Raw genomic sequence first — 20849 nt, forward strand, 5'->3', positions numbered from 1 at the left:
AGGCGGGTTTTTTCACGCCTTCTTGTCCGCCGGATAGGGCGTGGCGATCAGCAGAACCAGGCCGACCACCAAAAAGAGGATCAGCGAGGCCATGCCGACCCGGGCCGAGCCGCTCGCCCAGATCATCAGGCTGTTGAGGCCCGTGGCCATGAAGGTGGTCGCTCGACCCGACAACGCATAGAGGCCGAAATAGCGGCCTGCTTCCTCCGCCTCGACGCTGCGCGACATATAGGAACGTGACGACGCCTGGACGGGACCGAATGCCAGGCCGATCAACAGGCCGAAGAGTATATAGATCCGTTCGCCCTGGGTGCTGAACAGGCCGGTCGTGTCGCCGCGATCGAGCGGGATCAGGCCGAACAGGGTGAAGTCTCGGGTGGTGGAGATATCGCCGATCGTGGCGATGAGAAGCAGGACCAGGCAGAGAATGACGACATTCTTGGAGCCGAAGGCGCCGTCGATATGGCCGGCCGCCCAGCATCCGAAAATCGCCACCACCGCCAGCATGATGCCGTAGAGTCCGACCTCGGTCGTTTCCCAGCCGAACATCGCCGCGCCATAGGCGCCGCCGAGGATCAGCAGGCCGTTGACCCCGTCCTGATAGATCATCCGGGCGATGAGGAAGCGCAGGAGCGGTCTGCGTTCCCCGAGCGACAGGATCGCGCTGCGCAACTCGCGCAGCCCTTGCCCGACCGCGCGGCCGATCGGCACGCTCTTGCGGATATCGGGCGTGAACAGGAACATCGGCAGAATGAAGATGAGATACCAGATCGCCGAAAGCGGCCCTGTCACCCGCGCATCCTCGCCCTGGGCGGGATCGAGTCCGAAGATCGGATCGAGTCCGATGAGGGTCTTGCCGGTCTGTGGCGAGCCGGCCATGAACAGCAGCACGGCGAAGAGCGACACCAGCCCGCCGGCATATCCCAAACCCCAGGCGATGTTGGAAATCCTGCCGGCATTGGCGTTGTCCACCAGCCGCGGCATCATGGAATCGTTGAACACGATCGAGAATTCCGCCGCGATCGAGGCGAACACGATCAACATGCCGATGAAGAGAACGGAACTGCCGGGCGCGGCCTGCCACAGCAGCAGGAGCGAGAAGATCTTGACCGCCGCGAAGGCGCCGATCCAGCGTTTCTTGTAGCCGCTCGCATCGGCGATCGCCCCCATCACCGGCGCGAGAAGCGCGATGATGATCGAGGATACGACGTTGATATTGCTCCAATATTGCTGGCCCTGATCGGGATCGGCGACCATGCGGGACACGAAATAGGGGCTGAAGATGAACGTGATGACCACCGTGAAGAACGGCTGCGCCGCCCAGTCGAACATCATCCATCCGAATATTGCCCGTCGGCTCGGCTTTGCCGGCGTCGTTTCCGCAGTCGTCATGACAATCCCGTCGTATTTCACATGCGGTTTCACCGTCGCATGGCCTTGGACCGGGTTCAAGGCGGGCTTTGCCGCCGGCGGGTTCATAATAGGTTGACAATTTCTTGCACTGCGGCAATCAAGGCGTGGAATAGACGGGGTAGAACTATGGGCAATGACGCGCCGGCGGAAATCGTCGCCATTTCCAGCCAGGTCGTCCGCGGATCGGTCGGCAATCGCGCCGTCGTCTTCAGCCTGGAGGCCATGGGGCATCCGGTCCTCTCCCTGCCGACGGTGATCCTCCCCTGGCATCCCGGGCATGGGAATTCGACCCGCCTTGCGCTGCCCGATGAGGGGTTTTCGGCCATACTCGACGATCTCGCCGCTTCTCCCGGCGCGGGCGGGGTCCGCGCGGTCATCACGGGGTATTTCGCGAGCTCGGGCCAGGCGCAGGCGGCGGCGCGATTCATCGGCCAACTCAAGGCGCGCGCGCCCGATCTCGTCTACCTCTGCGACCCGGTTCTCGGCGATGAAGGCGGGCTGTATGTGGCCGAGGACATAGCATCGGTCATTCGCGATCAGCTAATTCCGCTCGCCGACATCGCCACGCCCAATCGTTTCGAACTCGGTTGGCTGGCTGGCGCGCCGCTCGACAGCAACGCCCAGGCGCTCGACGCCGCGATTGCGCTCGGCCCTCGCCGGGTGCTGGTGACGTCGGCCGTGGCGATGATGGCGGGCGGCACCGGAAATCTCCTGCTCACAGATCGCCATGCGCTGCTTGCCGAGCACCGGCTGGTCAACGACGCGCCCAAGGGTCTCGGCGATCTCACGGCGGCGCTTTTCCTGTCCCGCCTGCTGAAGGGCGACAGCGATGAGCGCGCCCTGCAGATGGCGACGGCGTCGGTGTTCGAAATCCTGGCGCGGGCGGTCAAGCGGGGTTCGGATGAATTGATGCTGGCCGAGGATCATCACAGTTTTTCGACGCCGATGGCGATGGTGCAGATGCGTCATCTTCTGCATCCCTCGCGCAACCGCACCTCATGAAAGGAATGGATGTGACCGGATTTCCTTCGCAACTTCTGGAGGGCTACAACGCCTTCATGAACGGCCGCTACTCCAGCGAATCGGACCGCTATCGCAAGCTGGCGGAAAAGGGTCAGACGCCGACGACCATGGTGATCGCCTGTTGCGATTCCCGCGCCGCGCCCGAAACGATCTTCGATTCCGGACCCGGCGAACTGTTCGTGGTGCGCAATGTCGCCAATCTCGTGCCGCCCTATGCGCCGGATGAGAATTATCACGGCACCTCGGCGGCGCTGGAGTTCGCCGTGCAATCGCTCAAGATCCGCGACATCGTGGTGATGGGGCATGGCCGCTGTGGCGGCATCCACGCCGCGCTGAATTATGGCGGCGAGCCGCTGTCCCCCGGCGATTTCATCGGCAAGTGGATGAATTTGCTGCGTCCGACTGCGGAAGAGGTGCAGCACTACACATTCATGACGCCCACGGAACGCCAGCGGACGCTCGAGCGGGTGTCGATCCGCAACTCCATCGCCAATCTCAGGACGTTTCCCTGCGTCTCCATCCTGGAGAGCAAGCAGAAGCTTCGCCTGCATGGCGCCTGGTTCGATATTTCCACGGGCGAATTATGGGTGATGAATCAAGAGACCGGCGATTTCATCCGGCCCGATCTCGAAGCGATCGAGAAGAAAGACGACGAGCAGCCTGTCTCGTCCTGAGCTCCAGACAGGGCGATACGATTGCGTGTCGCCCTGCCGGATCGGCAAACTATTATTGACCGTCGATCTGCGCGCCCATGATGGCGATCGCCTGCTGGTAGACGCTCGCTGCGTTCCAGCCCTTGATGGCGGCGAAATTGGGTTCTCCCGGCTGATAGCCTGCGCCGGCGCGCCAGCCGTGCCCGCGCAGGAAATTGGCGGTCGACGCCAGCGCGTCGGCGCGCGAGCCGACGAGATTGATATGGCCGTCGCCATCGCCGTCGACGCCATAGGTCACGACATTCTTGGGCAGGAACTGGGTCTGGCCGATCTCGCCGTGAGCGGCGCCGCGCGCATTGACGGGGAGATCGCCGCGTTCCACGAGCTTGAGCGCCGCATAGAGCTGATCGGTGAAATAGTCGGACCGACGGCAATCGAAGGCGAGAGTCGAAACCGCAGACAATGTGTGCTCATTGCCGAGATAGGAGCCGAAGCCCGTCTCCATGCCCCAGATGGCGATCAGCGGGCCCGCAGGCACGCCGTAGCGGGCTTCGAGCGAGTTGAACAGGGCGGCGTTGGCCGAACGCATCTTCTTGCCGCGAGACACGATGGTGGTCGCGCCGCGCTTGCGCATGAATTCGTCCAGGCTCAGCTTGAAGCTTTTCTGGCCGCGATCGGCGCGGATTGTGGCGCGGCTGTAGGACACCGACGAGAACACTTTGTCGAGCGTGCGGGCGCTGACGCCGCGGCCGGCTGCTTCCGTCTTGAAGTTGTCCACCCAGGCGTCGAATCCTTTGGACGTGTTGCCGCAAGCGGCTGCGTAAGCCGCCGGGGCGGTCAGAAGAAATGCCGCGACAGCCATGCCTGCGGCCAATTGCTTGGAAATCGAAATCATCAGCGCCTCACCCAGCGGAACGGCGCGAAAGGCGCCGATTCGGTCTAATTTAGTTACAAGTCTCACGGCTCGGTCATCAAGAAAAAACCCCGCGAGAATGACGTTTCCCGCGGGGTCTCGACGCTTATTCCGGGTCACATATTCGTGAGACTTTGCTTAAACCGCCTTTATCAAGCCACGGTTAATAAGAAGTTCCGCAATTTGTACGGCGTTGAGCGCGGCGCCCTTGCGCAGATTGTCGGACACGACCCACATGTTCAGGCCGTTTTCGACGGTGGCGTCCTCGCGGATGCGCGAAATATAGGTCGCATCTTCGCCGGCGCATTCGTAAGGCGTCACATAGCCGCCGTTTTCATGCTTGTCGATGACCAGGCAGCCCGGGGCTTCGCGCAGGATATCGCGCGCTTCGTCGGCGGTGATCTCGTTCTCGAACTCGATGTTGACCGATTCCGAATGTCCGATGAACACCGGCACGCGCACGGCGGTGCAGGTGACCTTGATGGCCGGGTCGAGCATCTTCTTGGTCTCGGCCAGCACCTTCCATTCTTCCTTCGTGTAGCCGTCTTCCATGAAGACGTCGATATGGGGAATGACGTTGAAGGCGATGCGCTTGGTGAACTTCTTGTTCTCGATCGGATCGGCGACAAAGACGGCGCGGGTCTGGTTGAACAGCTCGTCCATGCCGTCCTTGCCGGCGCCGGAGACCGACTGGTAGGTCGAGACGACGACGCGCTTGATCTTGGCGCGATCATGCAGGGGCTTCAGCGCCACCACCAGCTGGGCGGTCGAGCAATTGGGGTTGGCGATGATGTTCTTCTTGCGGAAGCCGGCAATCGCGTCAGGGTTCACTTCCGGAACGATCAGGGGCACTTCGGAATCGTAGCGCCAGGCCGAGGAATTGTCGATCACCACGCAGCCCTGCTGGCCGATCTTCGGGGACCACTTCTTGGACACGTCGCCGCCGGCCGACATCAGGCAGATATCGGTGGCCGAGAAATCGTAATTTTCGAGGTTCTTCACCACCAGCGTCTTGTCGCCGAAGGAGACTTCGGTGCCGAGCGAGCGGCTCGAGGCCAGCGCCACGACTTCATCGGCGGGAAAATTGCGTTCTGCGAGAATGTTGAGCATTTCGCGACCGACATTGCCGGTGGCGCCTGCGACTGCGACTTTGAAACCCATAATGATCGTCTCTTTCTTTTCTCTCCGCCGGTTGCTGGATCGGAACCGGACCGCAAGACATTGCGTCGGGTTCCCGCTCCCGGCCTAAAGCCGGGGAGAGAGCGGCGGGCCAGGAACGTCAGACGGTTTTCGTCTTCGTTTTGGTGGCCCTGGTTTTGCAATCAGGAGAAAAAAGCGAACGTCCGCCGGATCGTTGATCCGGACGGCGCATCAGGAGCGAGGCTCGAGCATGGCCAGACATGGGCGGTTCCCTTTCGGCGCTCACCTCTAGCGGCTTTTGGCCCGGAGTCAAGCCGCGATGTCGAAGCGAACGCGCCTCCTGCGGGATGTATGCGCTTTCTGCGATGCATCTAATACGTTCGTCATAATCCCAAAGCCCATCTGCCCGCTCGCGCCACATCGTGACATCATTCAGGATATGCCGGCAGTCCATGAAGGCCTTAGAGGAGAGGCGCTGTCCGGCATGTTTTGACTGGGGGATCTCAACATGGCGGATATTGCAGCCACACACAGCCGCGGCCGGCCGATGTCGCGAGAGGAGAAGAAGGTGATTTTCGCCTCCTCTCTCGGCACCGTGTTCGAATGGTACGACTTCTATCTCTACGGCTCTCTGGGAGCCTATATCGGCGTCGCCTTCTTCAATTCCTACCCTGAAGCGACGCGCAACATCTTCGTCCTGCTCGCTTTTGCGGCTGGCTTTCTCGTGCGTCCGTTCGGCGCGCTGGTGTTCGGACGGTTGGGCGACATCGTCGGCCGCAAATACACCTTCCTCGTCACCATCCTGATCATGGGCGTATCCACGTTCGTGGTCGGTCTTCTGCCCGGTTCGGCGCAGATCGGCATCGCCGCGCCCATCATTCTCATCATTCTGCGACTGCTACAGGGCCTCGCGCTCGGCGGCGAATATGGCGGCGCCGCGACCTATGTGGCCGAACACGCGCCCGATGATCGCCGCGGCTTCTACACATCCTGGATCCAGACAACAGCAACGCTCGGCCTGTTCCTGTCGCTGCTGGTGATCCTGGGCGTGCAGACCTTGCTCGGACGCGACGCATTCGCCGAATGGGGCTGGCGCATTCCCTTCCTGATCTCCGTGGCCCTGCTCGGCGTGTCGGTCTGGATCCGCATGCAGATGAACGAATCCCCCGCCTTCAAGAAGATGAAAGAAGAGGGAAAGACCTCCAAAGCGCCGATCTCGGAAGCTTTCGGCCAGTGGAAGAACGCCAAGATCGCCGTTCTCGCTCTGTTCGGCGCGGTCGCAGGTCAGGCCGTCGTCTGGTATTCGGGCCAGTTCTACGCGCTGTTCTTCCTGCAGAACGTGCTGAAGATCGACCTGCAGGACGCCAATGTCATGGTGGCGATCTCGCTCGCCATCGGCACGCTGTTCTTCGTGGTGTTCGGCTGGCTGTCCGACAAGATCGGCCGCAAGCCGGTGATCATGCTGGGGCTGGCGCTCGCCGCGCTCACCTATTTCCCGCTGTTCAAGGCGTTGACCTGGGCCGGCAATCCCGCCCTCGCCCAGGCGCAGGCCGAGATTCGCGCCACGGTGACGGCCGATCCGGCGGATTGCAATTTCCAGTTCAACCCGACCGGCACGGCCAAATTCACTACGTCCTGCGACATCGCCACCGCCTTCCTGACCAAGAACTCGATCCCCTACGACATCGTGGCCGCTCCCGCCGGGACCGCCGCGACCGTCAAGATCAAGAACGAGACGGTGCAGAGCTATGACGCCGCCAAGGCCGGCGATCAGGCCAAGGGGCTCGACGCAAGCTTCCAGAAGGCGGCCTTCTTCGCCCTCAAGGACGCTGGTTATCCGTTGGCCCGCGGCTCCGCTTTCGTGCCGGAAACGAAGATCGCCGGTTTCGTGGCGGCCAATCCGGAACTGAACCTGGATGAGGCGGCAATTCGCGCGCTGACGCCGGAAACGATGTCGGCGGCCAAGATCATCCGCGAGAAATATGCGACGGCCAAAGATCTCGAAGGGGTGACCGAAATGGCGGTCTACAAGGTGCCGGCCGGCGGCGAATTCAAGATCGTCGCCAATCCGGACGAAGTGAACTGGGTGCAGTGCATCGCCATCCTGACCGTTCTCGTGATCTATGTGACCATGGTCTATGGCCCGATCGCCGCCATGCTGGTGGAAATGTTCCCCACCCGCATCCGCTACACCGGCATGTCGCTGCCCTATCACATCGGCAACGGCTGGTTCGGCGGCCTGCTCCCGGCCATCGTTTTCGCGATGTCGGCGGCCAAGGGCGATATCTATTATGGCCTGTGGTACCCGATCGTGATCGCGGTGATGAGTCTGATCATCGGCATGATCTTCCTCAAGGAAACCAGGCACAACGACGTGCACGCTCTTTGAAGCGTCTCAAAAGGTCAAACGACAGGGGCCCGGCGGAACTTGCCGGGCCCCATTCTTTTTGCATTGCGCGGCGTTGAAGACCGGCTTCAACACCGTCGCCGGTCGGGCCACCAGCCGCGTGCATGGAAAATGCAAGCAATGGCGAAAGCGAACCAGGCGCCGAGCAGGAAGCCCGCCGTCGCATCCGAGGGATAATGCGCGCCGACGAATACCCGCGTCGAAGCGAGCGCGACGCCCAGGGCGGTCCAGATCAGCCAGTAGCGGGGATAGAGAATGGCGAGGGCGGTGAAGAAAGCGCCGGCCGTGGTTCCGTGGCCGGAGGGAAAACCCTGATAGAAGAATTGCATCTCGAACGGCCGAAACGCGAAAGCGCCGGCTTCCGAGAACAGCGCGGGTCTGGCGCGGCCGATGGCGTTCTTGAGGAGCATGGCGCCAAGGCCGGAAACGGCGACGCTGGCGAAGACGAAAGCTGCCGCCCCGATGAGGCGGCGGGTGAAATCCCTGACCGCGCCGCCATCCATGTCGCGATAGCTGACATAAATAGTGACGATCAAGGCGGCGCTGGACCATAAGATCCAGCCGGATTTGGCGTAATCGGTCATCAGCCGGCTGGGATGGCTCAGCCAGACCGGCCAGCGGCCCATCTGGCCGCCAGCCCAGGCGTCGAACTGCAATCCCATGATGACGGAAACCGCGACGATGAGCGGTAGGGCGAAATAGGGCCTCAACAGCCCCGTCGCCCTGAGTTCTGCCAGCGAAAAGCCTATCCGGGGCGTCGTCGTCATGGTCATGCAGCAGTAACCTCCCTCGGGGCGTTACGCCGCGAGGGTGAGGTACTCCTCGAGGATCGCGTCGCCCATTTCCACGGTGCCGACCTTCTTGCAGCCTTCGGCCATGATGTCGCCGGTGCGGATGCCCTTCTCCAGCACATTGGCGATGGCCTTTTCCAGCGCATCGGCTTCCTTGATCATAGCGAAGGAATATCTCAGGCACATGGCGAAGGAGGCGATCATGGCGATCGGATTGGCGATGCCCTGGCCGGCGATATCCGGCGCCGAGCCGTGCACGGGCTCATACATCGCCTTGCGCTTGCCGGTCTTCGGATCGGGCGCGCCGAGCGAGGCGGACGGCAGCATGCCGAGCGAACCCGTGAGCATCGAGGCGATGTCGGAGAGCATGTCGCCGAACAGATTGTCGGTGACGATGACGTCGAACTGCTTCGGCCAGCGGACGAGCTGCATGCCGCCGGCGTCGGCCAGCATATGCTCGAGCTTAACGTCGGGATACTTCGCCTTGTGGGTCGCCGTCACGACCTCGTTCCAGAGCACGCCCGACTTCATGACGTTGCGCTTCTCCATCGAGCAGACCTTGTTGCCGCGTGTGCGCGCAAGCTCGAAGGCGACCGAGGAAATGCGTTCGATTTCGAACGTGTCATAGACCTGGGTGTCGATGCCGCGCTTCTGGCCGTTGCCGAGATCGATGATTTCCTTGGGGCTGCCGAAATAGACGCCGCCGGTCAGCTCGCGGACGATCAGGATATCGAGACCTTCGACGATCTCGGGCTTCAGCGAGGAGGCGTTGGCGAGCGCCGGATAGCAGATCGCCGGACGAAGATTGGCGAACAGCGCCAGATCCTTGCGCAGGCGCAGAAGGCCGGCTTCCGGGCGGACGTCATAAGGAACAGAATCCCACTTCGGGCCGCCGACCGCGCCAAAGAGAACGGCGTCAGCGGCCTGCGCCTTTTCCATGTCTTGTTCGGAGATCGCCGCGCCATGGGCGTCATAGGCCGATCCGCCGACCAGGCCTTCGTCGGTGACGAAACCGGCGTCGAACTTCTCGTTCATCGCGGTGATGAACTTGCGGACTTCGGCCATGGTTTCCTGGCCGATGCCATCGCCGGGGAGAAGGAAAAGCTTGCGTTCGGACATGTGCCGCCACTTTCGGTTCGGAGGTTGAAGACTGCGGCCTCCATATCCCTGCATTTGCGGCATTTCAAGCCGTCGGGACGCTCTTGCGGTTCGGCTGTCGCCGTCATATCGTTGTACGATACAACTATTGGGAGGGAGCATGCGGCAAGAGATCGACGCTATCCGCCAATCGTCGAGACGGCTGGTGCGGGAGCTCGGCTTTCTTCGACGAGGGCTCGCCGGCACGACCCTGTCGCCGTCGGCGGTTCACACGCTGGTCGAACTGATGCAGACGGACCTGACCGCCAAGAATCTCGCATCGCTGTTGCTGCTGGAAAAGTCCAGCGTCAGCCGCCTTCTTGCAAAGCTTTCGGAAGACGGATTGTTGGCGGAGGAGAGCGACGACGGGGACAAACGGAGAAAAAGGCTCTTCCTGACCGACAAAGGCGTGGCGCTCGCCGCCGCCATCGATCGCTATGCCGACAATCAGGTGTCCCGAGCGTTGACCACGTGCGATCCCGGCCGGCGCAGACTGATCCGCGAGGGGCTGAACGCCTATGCCGATGCGCTTGCGGAGGTCAGGACCGGCGCTTCGTCTGCGCCTCCCGAGGTCGAAATCGTCTCCGGCTACAGACCGGGCTGCATCGGCGCCATAGCCGGGCTTCACGCTCGCTATTATAGCCGGCGGTGGAAGTTCGGAGCCGCCTTCGAAGCGAAGGTCGCATCCGGATTGGCGGAGTTCATCGGCCGCGCCTCCAGGACCTGCAACGAAATCTGGCTGGCTGTGCAGGGCGACGACATCGTCGGTTCGGCGGCCATCGACGGCGAGGATCTCGGCGATGGAAAAGCGCATCTGCGCTGGGTCATCGTCGAGGAGCGGATGCAGGGGCGAGGACTGGGGCGTCGTTTCATGCAGCGGGCGCTCGAATTCTCCGACAGAAACGATTTCAAGGAAATCCACCTCTGGACATTCGCCGGCCTCGACCCCGCCCGCGCCCTCTACGAACGATCGGGCTTCAAGTTGCAGGAGGAATGGCTGGGACATCAGTGGGGCGCGGAGGTCAGGGAGCAACGTTTCATGCGCACCCGTACGCTCCCTCGCTGACGCGGCGAACTTGCCAGAGTGAAAAACTCCCTTTACAGAGAGAACCGCTCTAACGGGGTGCTGCGATCGGCAACGATCGTCGGCTGAGAGGTCCCAAGACCAACCCGAAGAACCTGATCCGGTTAGCACCGGCGGAGGGATTAGACGGCACGATATCTCAGCGCCCTATTCCCGTTTGTTGAAACATGAAGGAGGCGCTGATGCGCAACGCGACCCTGTATTCTCTGGCGGCCCTCGCCGCTTTCTCCCTCGCCCATCCCGCTTTTTCGGCCGAGAAGACGCTGACGATCTACACTTATGAAAGCTTCACCTCGGAATGGGGTCCCGGCCCCAAGGTGAAGGCGGCGTTCGAAAAGACCTGCGCCTGCAAGGTGGATTATGTCAGCCTCGGCGACGGGGTGGCGCTGCTGACGCGGCTGAAGACCGAGGGAGACAAGACCAAGGCCGACATCGTGCTCGGCCTCGACAACAATCTGGTGCAGGAAGCGCGCGACACCGGCATGTTCGCCGATCACGGCGTCGACACCACCCGCGTCGCGATTCCCGGCGGTTTCAGCGATCCCGTCTTCGTGCCCTATGACTACGGCCACTTTGCCGTGATCTACGACACCGAGACGATGAAGAGCCCACCGAAGAGCCTGAACGAGCTGGTCGAGGGCAATCCGGACGAGAAGATCGTCATCGAAGATCCCCGCACCTCCACGCCCGGTCTCGGCCTGCTGGTCTGGATGAAGGCGGTCTATGGCGACAAGGCGGGCGAGGCCTGGACGAAGCTCAAGCCGCGCGTGCTCACCGTGACGCCGGGCTGGTCGGAAGCCTATGGGCTGTTCACCAAGGGCGAAGCGCCGATGGTGCTGTCCTACACCACCTCGCCGGCCTATCACATGATCGCCGAGAGCCAGAACCGCTACCAGGCCGCCGCCTTCTCCGAGGGACATCCGATCCAGGTCGAAGTCGCGGGCATGGTGAAGACGACGAAAGACGCGGAGCTCGCGCGCTCCTTCCTCAGCTTCATGATCTCGCCCGAGTTTCAGGACGTCATTCCCGAGAACAACTGGATGATGCCGGCCGCCAAGACATCGGCGCCGCTCAACCCGGTGTTCGGCAAGCTGGTCAGTCCGGAGAAGACGCTGGTGATCGCGCCGGAAGAGGTCGCGGCCCAGCGGAAAGCCTGGATCGACGAGTGGCTGGCCGCCATGAGCATGAAGTAAGCCGGCTCATGATCCGCGCGCGCGAGGACAGGGTCTGGATCTCGGCCGGCTTCTTCAGCCTGGCCGGCATCCTGCTGTTCGTCGCGCTCGCGGCGGCCGGCCTTCTGGCCGCCGCGCCGGAGGCCTCCTACCCGCCCCTGACCTATCTCTGGCATCTGACGGCGTTTACGCTCTGGCAGGCCTTTCTGTCGATGGCGCTTTCGGTGGCGTTCGCCGTTCCTGTGGCGCTGGCCTTGGCGCGTCGACCGTCTTTTCCGGGGCGCGGTTTCGTCGTTGCGCTAATGGTCCTGCCTTTGGGGCTGCCGGTGCTGCCGGCGGTGTTCGGGCTGGTCGAGATCTGGGGGCGGCAAGGGCTCGCCAATGACGCGCTGGTCTGGTTCGGGGCTCCGCGACTGTCGATCTATGGTCTCTCCGGCATTCTGATCGCCCATGTGTTCTTCAACCTGCCGCTCGCCGTGCGGTTTCTGCTGACGGGCCTCGACGCGACGCCGCGCGACGAATGGCGGCTCGCCGCCAGTCTCGGCTTTTCCCGGCTCTCCCTTTTCCGGTTTGTCGAGGGGCCGGCGCTCCTCAAAGCCTTGCCTGGCGCGGCGGGCCTGATCTTCATGCTGTGCATGACCAGTTTCACCATCATCCTGACGCTGGGAGGCGGTCCGGCGACATCGACGCTGGAAGTCGCGATCTATCAGGCTCTGAAATTCGATTTCGATCCGGCACGAGCGCTGGCGCTCACATTGCTGCAGATTGTTTTGACCGGCTTCGTTTTCCAGGTTCTTCGTCTCGCGCCTGACGTTGAACACGCCCGCTCGACGCTGTCGTCACGGCCTTTCCGACCGGATGCGCGAGGCGCCTGGGCACTGGGAGTCGACAGTGTGATCATCCTCGTCTTCACCCTGTTCGTGGCCGCGCCGCTCGTCGCGGCGGCGTCTGCCGGAGTAAGAGCGGATCTATTCCGTCTCGTCTCTGATCCTCTCTTTCACCGCGCGCTGTCGATAAGCCTCGTCATCGCCATATCTTCAGGGCTTCTCTCCACCCTGCTCGGCTATACGCTGCTCCAGGCGCGGCGGCGGTTTGCGCCGGGATCGCTGGCGCGGCGGAGCCTCGGCCTCACCGACTTCATCCTGCTGCTGCCGCCGCTGGCGCTGGGGGCAGGCTGGTTCGTGCTGACGCTCCGCCTGGGATGGGTCGGCGTCGGCGCGCCCTTCGCCGTCATCGTCATCAACGCGCTGATGGCGATGCCCTTCGTCGCCCGCGCTTTGGGGCCGTCGCTCGACAGCCATGTCCATCGCACCGAGCATCTGGCGCTCAGTCTGGGGGTGACCGGGTGGAACCGGCTGCGGCTGATCGATTGGCCGGCGCTGAAGACGCCGCTTCTTACCGCGCTCGCTTTCGCCATGGCGCTTTCGCTCGGCGATCTCGGCGCCATCGCCCTGTTCGGCGACGACAATTTCATCACCTTGCCGGCCCTGCTCTACGCCAAGCTCGGCAGCTACCGCGGCACGGACGCCGCCGGTCTGTCACTGATCCTAGGCCTTGTCTGTCTCGCGCTGATGGCGCCGGCGTTGAGGTCTTTTTCTGCGGAGGGGGCGCATCATGGTTGATTTCGGGAAAGACTCGCTCGATCTCAAGATCGACGATCTCGGCATCTCCTTCGGCGCGCGGAATTTCCGCTATCGACTTCACATCGAAGGACCTGGCGTCGTCGCGGTCACCGGGCCGTCGGGCGCGGGAAAATCGACGCTCTTTCATCTGCTGGCCGGATTCGAGACGCCCGAGCGCGGCCGGATCGTCCTCAATGGCGTCGACGTCACCCATCTGCCGCCGGGACGCCGTCCGCTGACCTATGTATTTCAGGAACACAATCTCTTCGCTCACCTCAGCCTGTTCGACAATGTCGCGCTCGGGATCAGCCCTGCCCTGCGGCTCGACGCGGCGGCGCGGGCGGAGGTGTCGGCGGCGTTCGAAGCCGTCGGTCTCGCCGGCTTCGAACGCCGCAAGCCCGCCGATCTCTCCGGCGGCGAGAAGCAGCGTGCGGCTTTCGCCCGCGCGCTGCTCAGGAAGCGGCCGCTGCTGCTGCTCGACGAACCGTTCGCCAGTCTCGACGAACGGCTGCGCCGGGAGATGGGCGACCTCGTCCGGTCCATGCAACGATCCGCGGCGATGATCGTTATGATGATCACACATGACCGGAGCGAGATCATGACTATCGCCGATCGGGTCGTGGGGATCGACCATGGCGCCATTGCTTTTGCGGGATCCGCCGCAGAGTGGACAAAGACCGGCGAAATCACGGATAAAGCGGCGTCCAGCCTCAAATTCGACTGATTTTGTTAAGAATTTGACGGCGTCGGCATATCAGATTGTGCTATGCAACACGTCGTGAAATCGGCTAATGGTGCCCCGTCCGGTTGAATACGGGCAAGAAGAGGACAGCGCTCTGACAGTCGGAAGCAGGAGATCGAGCGGCGACCAGAGACCTGGCGGACGAAATCGTCGTGCGCGCCGGGACAATCTGTTGCGCGCCATCGCCTTGACGGGAGTGACGTTGTTCGCCTCGGGCTGCCAATCCATCCTGGAACAGAGCTACGAGCCCAATATCGCGCCTTCCACCTCGCCGCAAATCGTCGATGAAGTGCAGAAGAACGATCCTCGCGCCGAGCTGGGCGCGCGCGAGCATCCGCGCATCGTCGCCTCCTATGGCGGCGAATATCACGATCTCAAGACCGAACAGTTGGTGGCGCGCATTACCGGCGCGCTGACCGTGGTGTCGGAAAACCCGGCGCAATCCTATCGGATCACCATTCTCAATTCACCGGCTATCAATGCTTTCGCCCTGCCCGGCGGTTACGTCTATGTGACGCGCGGGCTTCTGGCTCTGGCCACCGACGCGTCGGAAGTCGCCGCCGTGCTCAGCCATGAGATGGCGCATGTGACCGCCAATCACGGCATCGAGCGCCAGCAGCGCGAGGAAGCCGCGGTGATCGCCAGCCGCGTGGTCAGCGAGGTGCTCTCGTCCGAAATCGCAGGCAAGCAGGCGCTGGCGCGCTCCAAACTCCGCCTTGCCGCCTTCTCGCGCAATCAGGAGCTCCAGGCCGACGTCATCGGCGTCCGCATGCTCGGCGAGGCGGGCTATGACCCCTACGCCGCAGCGCGCTTTCTCGATGCGATGGCGGCGTTCCAGAAGTTCAACGCCGGAACGGACGGCGCGGGACTGGGCCTCGACTTCCTGTCGAGCCATCCGTCGACGCCGCAGCGCGTCGAGCTTGCGCGCATGCATGCCCGACAATTCGGCATGGAAGGCAAGGCAGGCGATCGCGGAAGCGACTATTTCCTCGCCGGCATCGATGGACTGCTCTATGGCGACAGCCCGCAGGAGGGCTACGTGCGCGGCCAGTCCTTCCTGCACGGCAATCTCGGCATACGTTTCGACACGCCGCCCGGCTTCCGGATCGACAACAAGGTCGACGCCGTCATGGCGACAGGCCCCGGAGATGTGGCGATCCGCTTCGATCTGGTGGACGACAATTCCGGCGGCAGCCTCGCGGCCTATATTTCCAGCGGCTGGGTGACCGGTCTCCTGCCCGAGACGGTTCGAATCTCGACCGTCAACGGCATGCCGGCTGCGGTGGCGCGGGCCTCGGCGGAGCGGTGGGATTTCGACGTCACCGTGGTGAGAGACGGTCAGAAGATCTATCGCTTCCTAACGGCGGTGCCGAAAGGGCAGGACGCGCTGTTGAAATCGACGGCGGATCGGCTGCGCGCGACATTCCGCCGCATGAGCCCTTCCGAGATCGCCTCGCTCAAGCCGCTGCGCATTCGCGTCATCGAAGCAAAGGCCGGCGATACGGCAGCCTCCATCGCCCAGCGCATGCTTGGCACAGATCGCAAGCTGGATCTCTTCCTGCTTCTGAACGGACTGACGCCACAGGCGCAGATCGCGCCCGGCGATAAGCTGAAGATCGTCGCGGAATAGAGGCGCGCGGGTTGCGCCATCGTCGGGAAACACCTCAAAATGCAAAACCCGGAGTTTTTGGCTCCGGGCTTGGCAATGAGGGAATGGAAAGCAGGATCAGGCTGCCTCTTCCTGCTCGTCGTCTTCGGTGATCTTGCCGGAGCGGCGCGGGCTCTTGGCGAGATTGGTCTCGACCAGGCGCACGGCTTCGGTTTCGGACATCTTGTTGACGGCGGCGATTTCGCGAGCCATGCGGTCCAGAGCCTGTTCATAGAGCTGACGCTCGGAATAGGATTGTTCCGGCTGGTTTTCGGCGCGATAGAGGTCGCGAACCACTTCGGCGATCGAAATCAGGTCGCCCGAATTGATCTTGGCGTCATATTCCTGAGCACGGCGCGACCACATGGTGCGCTTCACCCGCGCCTTGCCCTGCACGACCTTAAGCGCGCGATCGACGAAATCGGTTTCGGACAGCTTGCGCATGCCGATGCTGACGGCTTTCGCCACCGGAACCTTCAGGCGCATCTTGTCCTTCTCGAAATCGATCACGAAGAGCTCGAGCTTCATGCCGGCGACTTCTTGCTCTTCGATCGTCACAATCTGACCGACGCCATGCGCGGGATAAACGATCGACTCACCGGTCTTGAAACCGTGACGGGCTGAAGTCTTCTTGATCTGGGTTGTCATGCTTTTCACAAACTCCCTAAAATGCTTCCGGTTGCCCGGGTGCGGCCCAGGGGCCGGGGGAGGCGACGCTTCGCCTGGTAGTCTGACCGCCACATGTAAATTGCAGGCAAGCCCTTGTTGCGGAGCGGATGAAATCAGTCCACCGAATGGTGCAGGTTTCAAGAGCGCCGCATGAAGGGATCGTAGCTTTCGTGATGTTTGGGCATATTACGCCCTTCGGGATCAGTGGAAGAGTGTCTACCACAAAAAACGGTGGAAATCAATAATTTGCTTTGACCCGCCGCAAGGCGGCTCCGCGATGCTTCGCATCGTGGTTAAGCAGGGGAATCAGATTAATGGGCGGCGCGCGCTCGTCGCCTGCGGTCGTTGCGCCCCGCCCGGGCTGTCTCGACCGCTGATGGCTTACGCCACGCGCGGTCGTTTCGTCCATCCGTCAGTCGCCAGCGCCCGGCTTTTCAGAAAAGAACTTTTCGAATTTGCCTTCGACGCCGTCCATGTCCTTGGCTTCGGGCAACGCATCGCGCTTCTGCGTGATATTGGGCCAGATTGAGGCGTATTCCGCATTCAATTTCAACCACTTATCCAGACCGCTCTCGGTATCCGGCTTGATGGCTTCCGCAGGACATTCCGGCTCGCAGACGCCGCAGTCGATGCATTCGTCCGGATGGATGACCAGGAAATTCTCACCCTCGTAGAAACAGTCGACCGGGCACACTTCCACGCAGTCCGTGTACTTGCACTTGATGCAGTTGTCGGTCACGACATAAGTCATTCGAAGGCTCCAGATAAAGTCGAGTCAACGGGGCCCGGCACGGCCCAAAGATCGTTTGTCCACTAGCTTCTTTGCCCCTGCTTTGCAAGGCGACGACAGGGAAAACGAGGGTTGCGGCATATGCATATCTGCCTTGCGCGAGGCTTACGCGACGCAATTCTCAGGGCTCGAAATCGTAGCGCCCCTTCAACCGTTCCATCTGGCGACGCTCTTTCTTTTCGGGGCGGCCCGCGCCGGGTTCGCGCGTCGCCTGCTCGAACTTCGTCAGGCGCTCGCGCGGCGGCGTCTCGTCGTCATAGAGCAGCCGCGCTTCCTCATAGGGGCCGCGGCGCTCTCCCGCCGCCTTGACGACGACGATCACGTGCTTTTCGGCTGTGGCCACCTCAAGCCGGTCGCCGATCTTCACATCGGCGCTCGGGCGTCGGACCTTGTCGCCGTTGACGGCGACATGACCCGCCTCGATCCAGCCCTGCGCCAGCGTGCGCGACTTGGCGATTCTGGTGAAGAACAGCCATTTGTCGATCCGCTGGCGTTGGCTGGCCGAGGCGTCGTTCATCCGTTACTTCTTCAGCTGTTCCTTCAGCGCGGCGAGCTTGGCGAAAGGAGAATCCGGATCGATCGGCTTTTCCTTGCGGGGCTTGGCCTCGAAGCGCTGCGGCTGGCCGCGATTGCCCTTGTCCTGGCGTGGAGCGGCGTCCTGGCGGTCGTGACGCTCCGGCCTGTCTTGGCGCGGACGGTCGTTGCGCGGGGGCCGATCGCCCTGTTCCTTGCGGTCCCGACGGCCTTCGCCGCGGTTCTGGGCGTTCTGCGGGCGACGATCGTCGCCTTGACGCTCCGGCCGGCGTCCGCCTTCGCGCGAAGCCTGCTCGCGACGAGGGCCGGCATTGCGCTGCGGCTGATCGTTGCGGCCGCCCGGACGCCAGAGCAGAACGCGCTTTTCTTCCTGCGGCTCTTCGGACGCGGCCGGCTCGGCGGGCGCGGCTTCCGCTTCGACGGGAGCCTCTTCGCCGACGGAGGTTTCAGAGGCTTCCGCAGTCTCGGAGGCTTCGACGGCCGTCGCGGTGTCGTCGGCCTTCGGCTCTTCCGACGTCGCGTCCTCGACTGCCGCGGCAGCCGGCTGCGCCGGCGTCGGCGCGGTGGAGACCAGATGAGCGCTCGCTTCGTCGGCGGTGACGCTGTCGGCGCGATAGCCGAGACCCTTGAGGATCTCCTCGATGTCGTCGGCGGTGGCGCCGAGGATCGACAGCATCGCCGGCGTCGTCATGAAACGGCGGCCGTCATAGGCGCCGTCCGGACGGGTCGGGGAACCGGGCTTCCACTGCAGCAGCGGACGGATGAGATCGGCCAGGCGCTCAAGAATGTCGATTCGCACCGCGCGCTTGCCGAGGAAACGGAAGCCGGCGAGGCGGTAGAAATTGCGCTCGAAGCTGTGGTCGGTGACGATCGAGGTTCGGCCGGCGGCGAGCGCCGGGATCAGGTCGCCATAGCCCGGCAGGCCGAGCGCGTCGTTCTTCAGCGCCCAGAGCAGGGTGATGAGTTCTGCGGGAGCGGGCTTCAGCAGCGCCGGCATGAAGACGTGATAGGCGCCGAAGCGGATGCCGTATTTGCGCAGCGACGCGCGGCCGTCCTGGTCGAGCGCCTTGACATCGTCGGCGACGTCGCGGCGGAACAGAACGCCGAGGCTTTCGGCGAGCTGATAGGCGATCCCCTTGGCGATGCCCTGCAGGTCTTCGGCGCGGACGAGATCGTCCAGAGGCTTGAGGACCGTGGCGATATGATGATTCACGAACCGCTCGATACGCGCCTGGACGTGATCGCGGGCGTGGCCCTGCAGCAATTCGTCGGCCAGAAGCACGATGCGCGGACGCATCACGTGATCGGACGCCGTCAGCCGCGCCACGGGCTCGCCGAGCCAGCGAACCAGACCGTCATTGGCGATCGCCAGGTCATTGTTGCCGGCGGCGTGAAGCCGTGCGGCGCGCGCCTCGAATTCGAGACCCAGCGCCTTGCCGACCGCGCTTTCGACAGCCTTCAAATCCTGGCCGTCCGTTCCGCCCGCAAGCGTAAAGCGGAAACCCGACAACTGTCCCACATGATGCCCTTCGACGAAGACATCGCCATTCACACTGATTTCCGCTTCGAGCATAGCATTCTCTCTTAACCGCTTCATGAGCACAGATGTCCTGCGGTCTACGAAGCGTTTGGTCAACCTTTCATGCAGCGCGTCCGAGAGACGATCTTCGATTTCGCGCGTTTTTTCCTGCCAGTGCGCCGGATCGGCCAGCCAGCCGGGCCGGTTGGACACATAGGTCCAAGTCCTGATTTGCGCAATACGGGCCGAGAGCGTGTCGATCTCGCCATCCGTCCTGTCCGCCCGGCGCACCTGCTCCGCAATGAAATCCTCCTTCACCGCGCCGAGCCGGACAATGTCCTTGTAGATGGCGGCGACGAGATCGGAATGTTGCAGCGAGGTAATCCGCCTGTAATCAGGCAGGGCGCAAATCTCCCAGAGCTTTTCCACCCTTTCCCGCGATGTGGCAAGCTCCAAAATGTCCGGATAACGCGCCAGATGCTCGAGCGCCTGCATGTCGACCGATGGCAGCGCCTTGGTCAGGCCCTGCAGGCGGGGCGGCATGTCCAGGCTCTTGCGCAGATTGTCGATGGTGGAGAAATCGAACACCTTGGTGCGCCACTGCATCACCTTGACCGGGTCGAATTCGTGTCCCTCTATCCGCTGGACCATCTCGTCGTCGAGCGGTCGCGTTTGGCCCGTCACTCCGAATGTGCCGTCGCGCATATGGCGTCCGGCGCGTCCGGCGATCTGCCCCATCTCTCCCGGCGTCAGATTTCGATACTGAAATCCGTCATATTTCCGGTCCTGGGCGAATGCGACATGATCGACATCGAGATTGAGGCCCATTCCGATGGCGTCGGTGGCGACGATATATTCGACGTCGCCTTCCTGATAGAGCGCCACCTGGGCGTTTCGGGTGCGAGGGCTGAGCGCGCCGATCACCACGGCCGCGCCGCCGCGCTGGCGTTTCACCAGTTCGGCGATGGCGTAGACCTCGTCGGCCGAAAAGGCGACGATGGCCGAGCGACGCGGCAAGCGGGTGATCTTCTTCTGGCCCGCGTAAAAGAGCTGCGACAGGCGGGGCCGCTCGACCACCGTCAGACCCGGAAGAATCTGGGTCAGGATCGGCTTCATCGTCGCCGCGCCGAGGAGCAGCGTCTCTTCCCGTCCGCGAAGATGCAGGATGCGATCCGTGAAGACATGGCCGCGTTCGAGATCGGCGGCGAGCTGAACCTCGTCGATGGCGACGAAGGAGGCTCGGGTTTCACTGGGCATGGCTTCGACGGTGCAGACCGAATAGCGTGCGCCCGGGGGAGAAATCTTCTCCTCGCCGGTGATCAGCGCCACATTGGCGACCCCGACCTTTTCAGCGACGCGGCCATAGACTTCACGCGCCAGCAGACGAAGCGGCAATCCGATCACGCCCGAGGCGTGCGCCACCATCCGCTCGATGGCGTAATGGGTCTTGCCGGTGTTGGTGGGGCCGAGAACCGCAGTGACGCCGCGGCCGCTCAAGATCAGGGGATCGGAAGTCAATGTGTCCAGTCCAGATGAAGGAGTCGGCTGAAAGCCGGCGGCTTTCCTTGCCCTCTAAAAGCGGCAATTGCAAG

At 62.8% G+C, this 20849-nt stretch carries 17 protein-coding genes and 1 riboswitch; of the genes, 8 read left to right on the plus strand and 9 right to left on the minus strand.

The genetic code is table 11. The annotated features are described in order from the left end of the window. Window positions 1-12 precede the first annotated feature (12 nt). Entirely contained in the window at window positions 13-1392 is a 1380-nt protein-coding gene (locus tag OCK01_RS16920; protein WP_263824952.1) for an MFS transporter, read from the minus strand. A gap of 147 nt (window positions 1393-1539) precedes the next feature. Here OCK01_RS16920 and pdxY point away from each other — a divergent pair, with 147 nt between their 5' ends. Both pdxY and OCK01_RS16930 read left to right on the plus strand, forming a co-directional pair. Next, a complete protein-coding gene (gene pdxY / locus OCK01_RS16925; RefSeq protein ID WP_263824953.1) occupies window positions 1540-2415 on the plus strand; it encodes a pyridoxal kinase PdxY in 876 nt (291 codons plus the stop codon). 5 nt (window positions 2416-2420) lie between these two features. Continuing rightward, window positions 2421-3110, plus strand: coding sequence for a carbonic anhydrase (locus OCK01_RS16930; protein WP_182829361.1), 690 nt, complete (start codon window positions 2421-2423; stop codon window positions 3108-3110). A 52-nt stretch (window positions 3111-3162) separates the two neighbouring features. Here the strand turns inward: OCK01_RS16930 and OCK01_RS16935 are convergent, their stop codons facing one another. Next, window positions 3163-3984, minus strand: a complete 822-nt coding sequence (locus OCK01_RS16935) for a lytic transglycosylase domain-containing protein (protein ID WP_409526920.1) — start codon at window positions 3982-3984, stop codon at window positions 3163-3165. Between the two features lie 156 nt (window positions 3985-4140). Next, window positions 4141-5163 (minus strand): aspartate-semialdehyde dehydrogenase, encoded by a 1023-nt coding sequence (locus OCK01_RS16940; protein WP_263824954.1) that lies wholly within the window; start codon window positions 5161-5163, stop codon window positions 4141-4143. A gap of 487 nt (window positions 5164-5650) precedes the next feature. Here OCK01_RS16940 and OCK01_RS16945 point away from each other — a divergent pair, with 487 nt between their 5' ends. Continuing rightward, on the plus strand, window positions 5651-7531 hold the full coding sequence (locus tag OCK01_RS16945; RefSeq protein WP_263824955.1) for an MFS transporter: 1881 nt from the start codon (window positions 5651-5653) through the stop codon (window positions 7529-7531). A gap of 86 nt (window positions 7532-7617) precedes the next feature. On the opposite strand, the gene OCK01_RS16950 is transcribed toward OCK01_RS16945, so the two are convergent. Both OCK01_RS16950 and leuB read right to left on the minus strand, forming a co-directional pair. After that, on the minus strand, window positions 7618-8322 hold the full coding sequence (locus OCK01_RS16950) for a phosphatase PAP2 family protein (protein WP_263824956.1): 705 nt from the start codon (window positions 8320-8322) through the stop codon (window positions 7618-7620). A 24-nt stretch (window positions 8323-8346) separates the two neighbouring features. Further along, window positions 8347-9459 (minus strand): 3-isopropylmalate dehydrogenase, encoded by a 1113-nt coding sequence (leuB, locus tag OCK01_RS16955; protein WP_263824957.1) that lies wholly within the window; start codon window positions 9457-9459, stop codon window positions 8347-8349. Window positions 9460-9598: 139 nt separating this feature from the next. Here leuB and OCK01_RS16960 point away from each other — a divergent pair, with 139 nt between their 5' ends. From OCK01_RS16960 to OCK01_RS16980, 5 genes are all read left to right on the plus strand, one after another. Then, the gene (locus OCK01_RS16960; RefSeq protein WP_263824958.1) at window positions 9599-10543 is read left to right on the plus strand and encodes a bifunctional helix-turn-helix transcriptional regulator/GNAT family N-acetyltransferase; all 945 of its coding nucleotides are present in this window, start codon (window positions 9599-9601) and stop codon (window positions 10541-10543) included. Between the two features lie 43 nt (window positions 10544-10586). Continuing rightward, a riboswitch (TPP riboswitch) is annotated at window positions 10587-10700 on the plus strand. 43 nt (window positions 10701-10743) lie between these two features. Then, window positions 10744-11754 (plus strand): thiamine ABC transporter substrate binding subunit, encoded by a 1011-nt coding sequence (gene thiB / locus OCK01_RS16965; RefSeq protein ID WP_263824959.1) that lies wholly within the window; start codon window positions 10744-10746, stop codon window positions 11752-11754. Window positions 11755-11762: 8 nt separating this feature from the next. Continuing rightward, complete coding sequence (locus OCK01_RS16970) at window positions 11763-13355, plus strand: thiamine/thiamine pyrophosphate ABC transporter permease ThiP (protein ID WP_263825175.1); 1593 nt, start codon at window positions 11763-11765, stop codon at window positions 13353-13355. After that, window positions 13348-14079 carry an ATP-binding cassette domain-containing protein gene (locus OCK01_RS16975; protein WP_263824960.1) on the plus strand — a complete coding sequence of 244 codons (732 nt, stop codon included), beginning with the start codon at window positions 13348-13350 and terminating at the stop codon, window positions 14077-14079. The genes OCK01_RS16970 and OCK01_RS16975 overlap by 8 nt, the downstream gene beginning before the upstream one ends. A gap of 67 nt (window positions 14080-14146) precedes the next feature. Beyond that, complete coding sequence (locus tag OCK01_RS16980; RefSeq protein WP_412179024.1) at window positions 14147-15727, plus strand: M48 family metalloprotease; 1581 nt, start codon at window positions 14147-14149, stop codon at window positions 15725-15727. A 96-nt stretch (window positions 15728-15823) separates the two neighbouring features. On the opposite strand, the gene OCK01_RS16985 is transcribed toward OCK01_RS16980, so the two are convergent. The 4 genes from OCK01_RS16985 to OCK01_RS17000 form a co-directional block, all read right to left on the minus strand. Next, window positions 15824-16393: a CarD family transcriptional regulator gene (locus tag OCK01_RS16985; RefSeq protein WP_137157053.1), complete on the minus strand. Its 570-nt coding sequence runs from the start codon at window positions 16391-16393 to the stop codon at window positions 15824-15826. A 433-nt stretch (window positions 16394-16826) separates the two neighbouring features. Then, a complete protein-coding gene (gene fdxA, locus OCK01_RS16990; protein WP_182827967.1) occupies window positions 16827-17165 on the minus strand; it encodes a ferredoxin FdxA in 339 nt (112 codons plus the stop codon). 160 nt (window positions 17166-17325) lie between these two features. After that, a complete protein-coding gene (locus OCK01_RS16995) occupies window positions 17326-17721 on the minus strand; it encodes an RNA-binding S4 domain-containing protein (RefSeq protein ID WP_263824961.1) in 396 nt (131 codons plus the stop codon). A gap of 3 nt (window positions 17722-17724) precedes the next feature. Continuing rightward, window positions 17725-20784: a helicase-related protein gene (locus OCK01_RS17000; protein ID WP_263825177.1), complete on the minus strand. Its 3060-nt coding sequence runs from the start codon at window positions 20782-20784 to the stop codon at window positions 17725-17727. Window positions 20785-20849 lie beyond the last annotated feature (65 nt).

Source organism: Rhizobium sp. TRM95796, from assembly GCF_025779995.1.
In the GTDB taxonomy this organism is placed as follows: domain Bacteria; phylum Pseudomonadota; class Alphaproteobacteria; order Rhizobiales; family Rhizobiaceae; genus Rhizobium_E.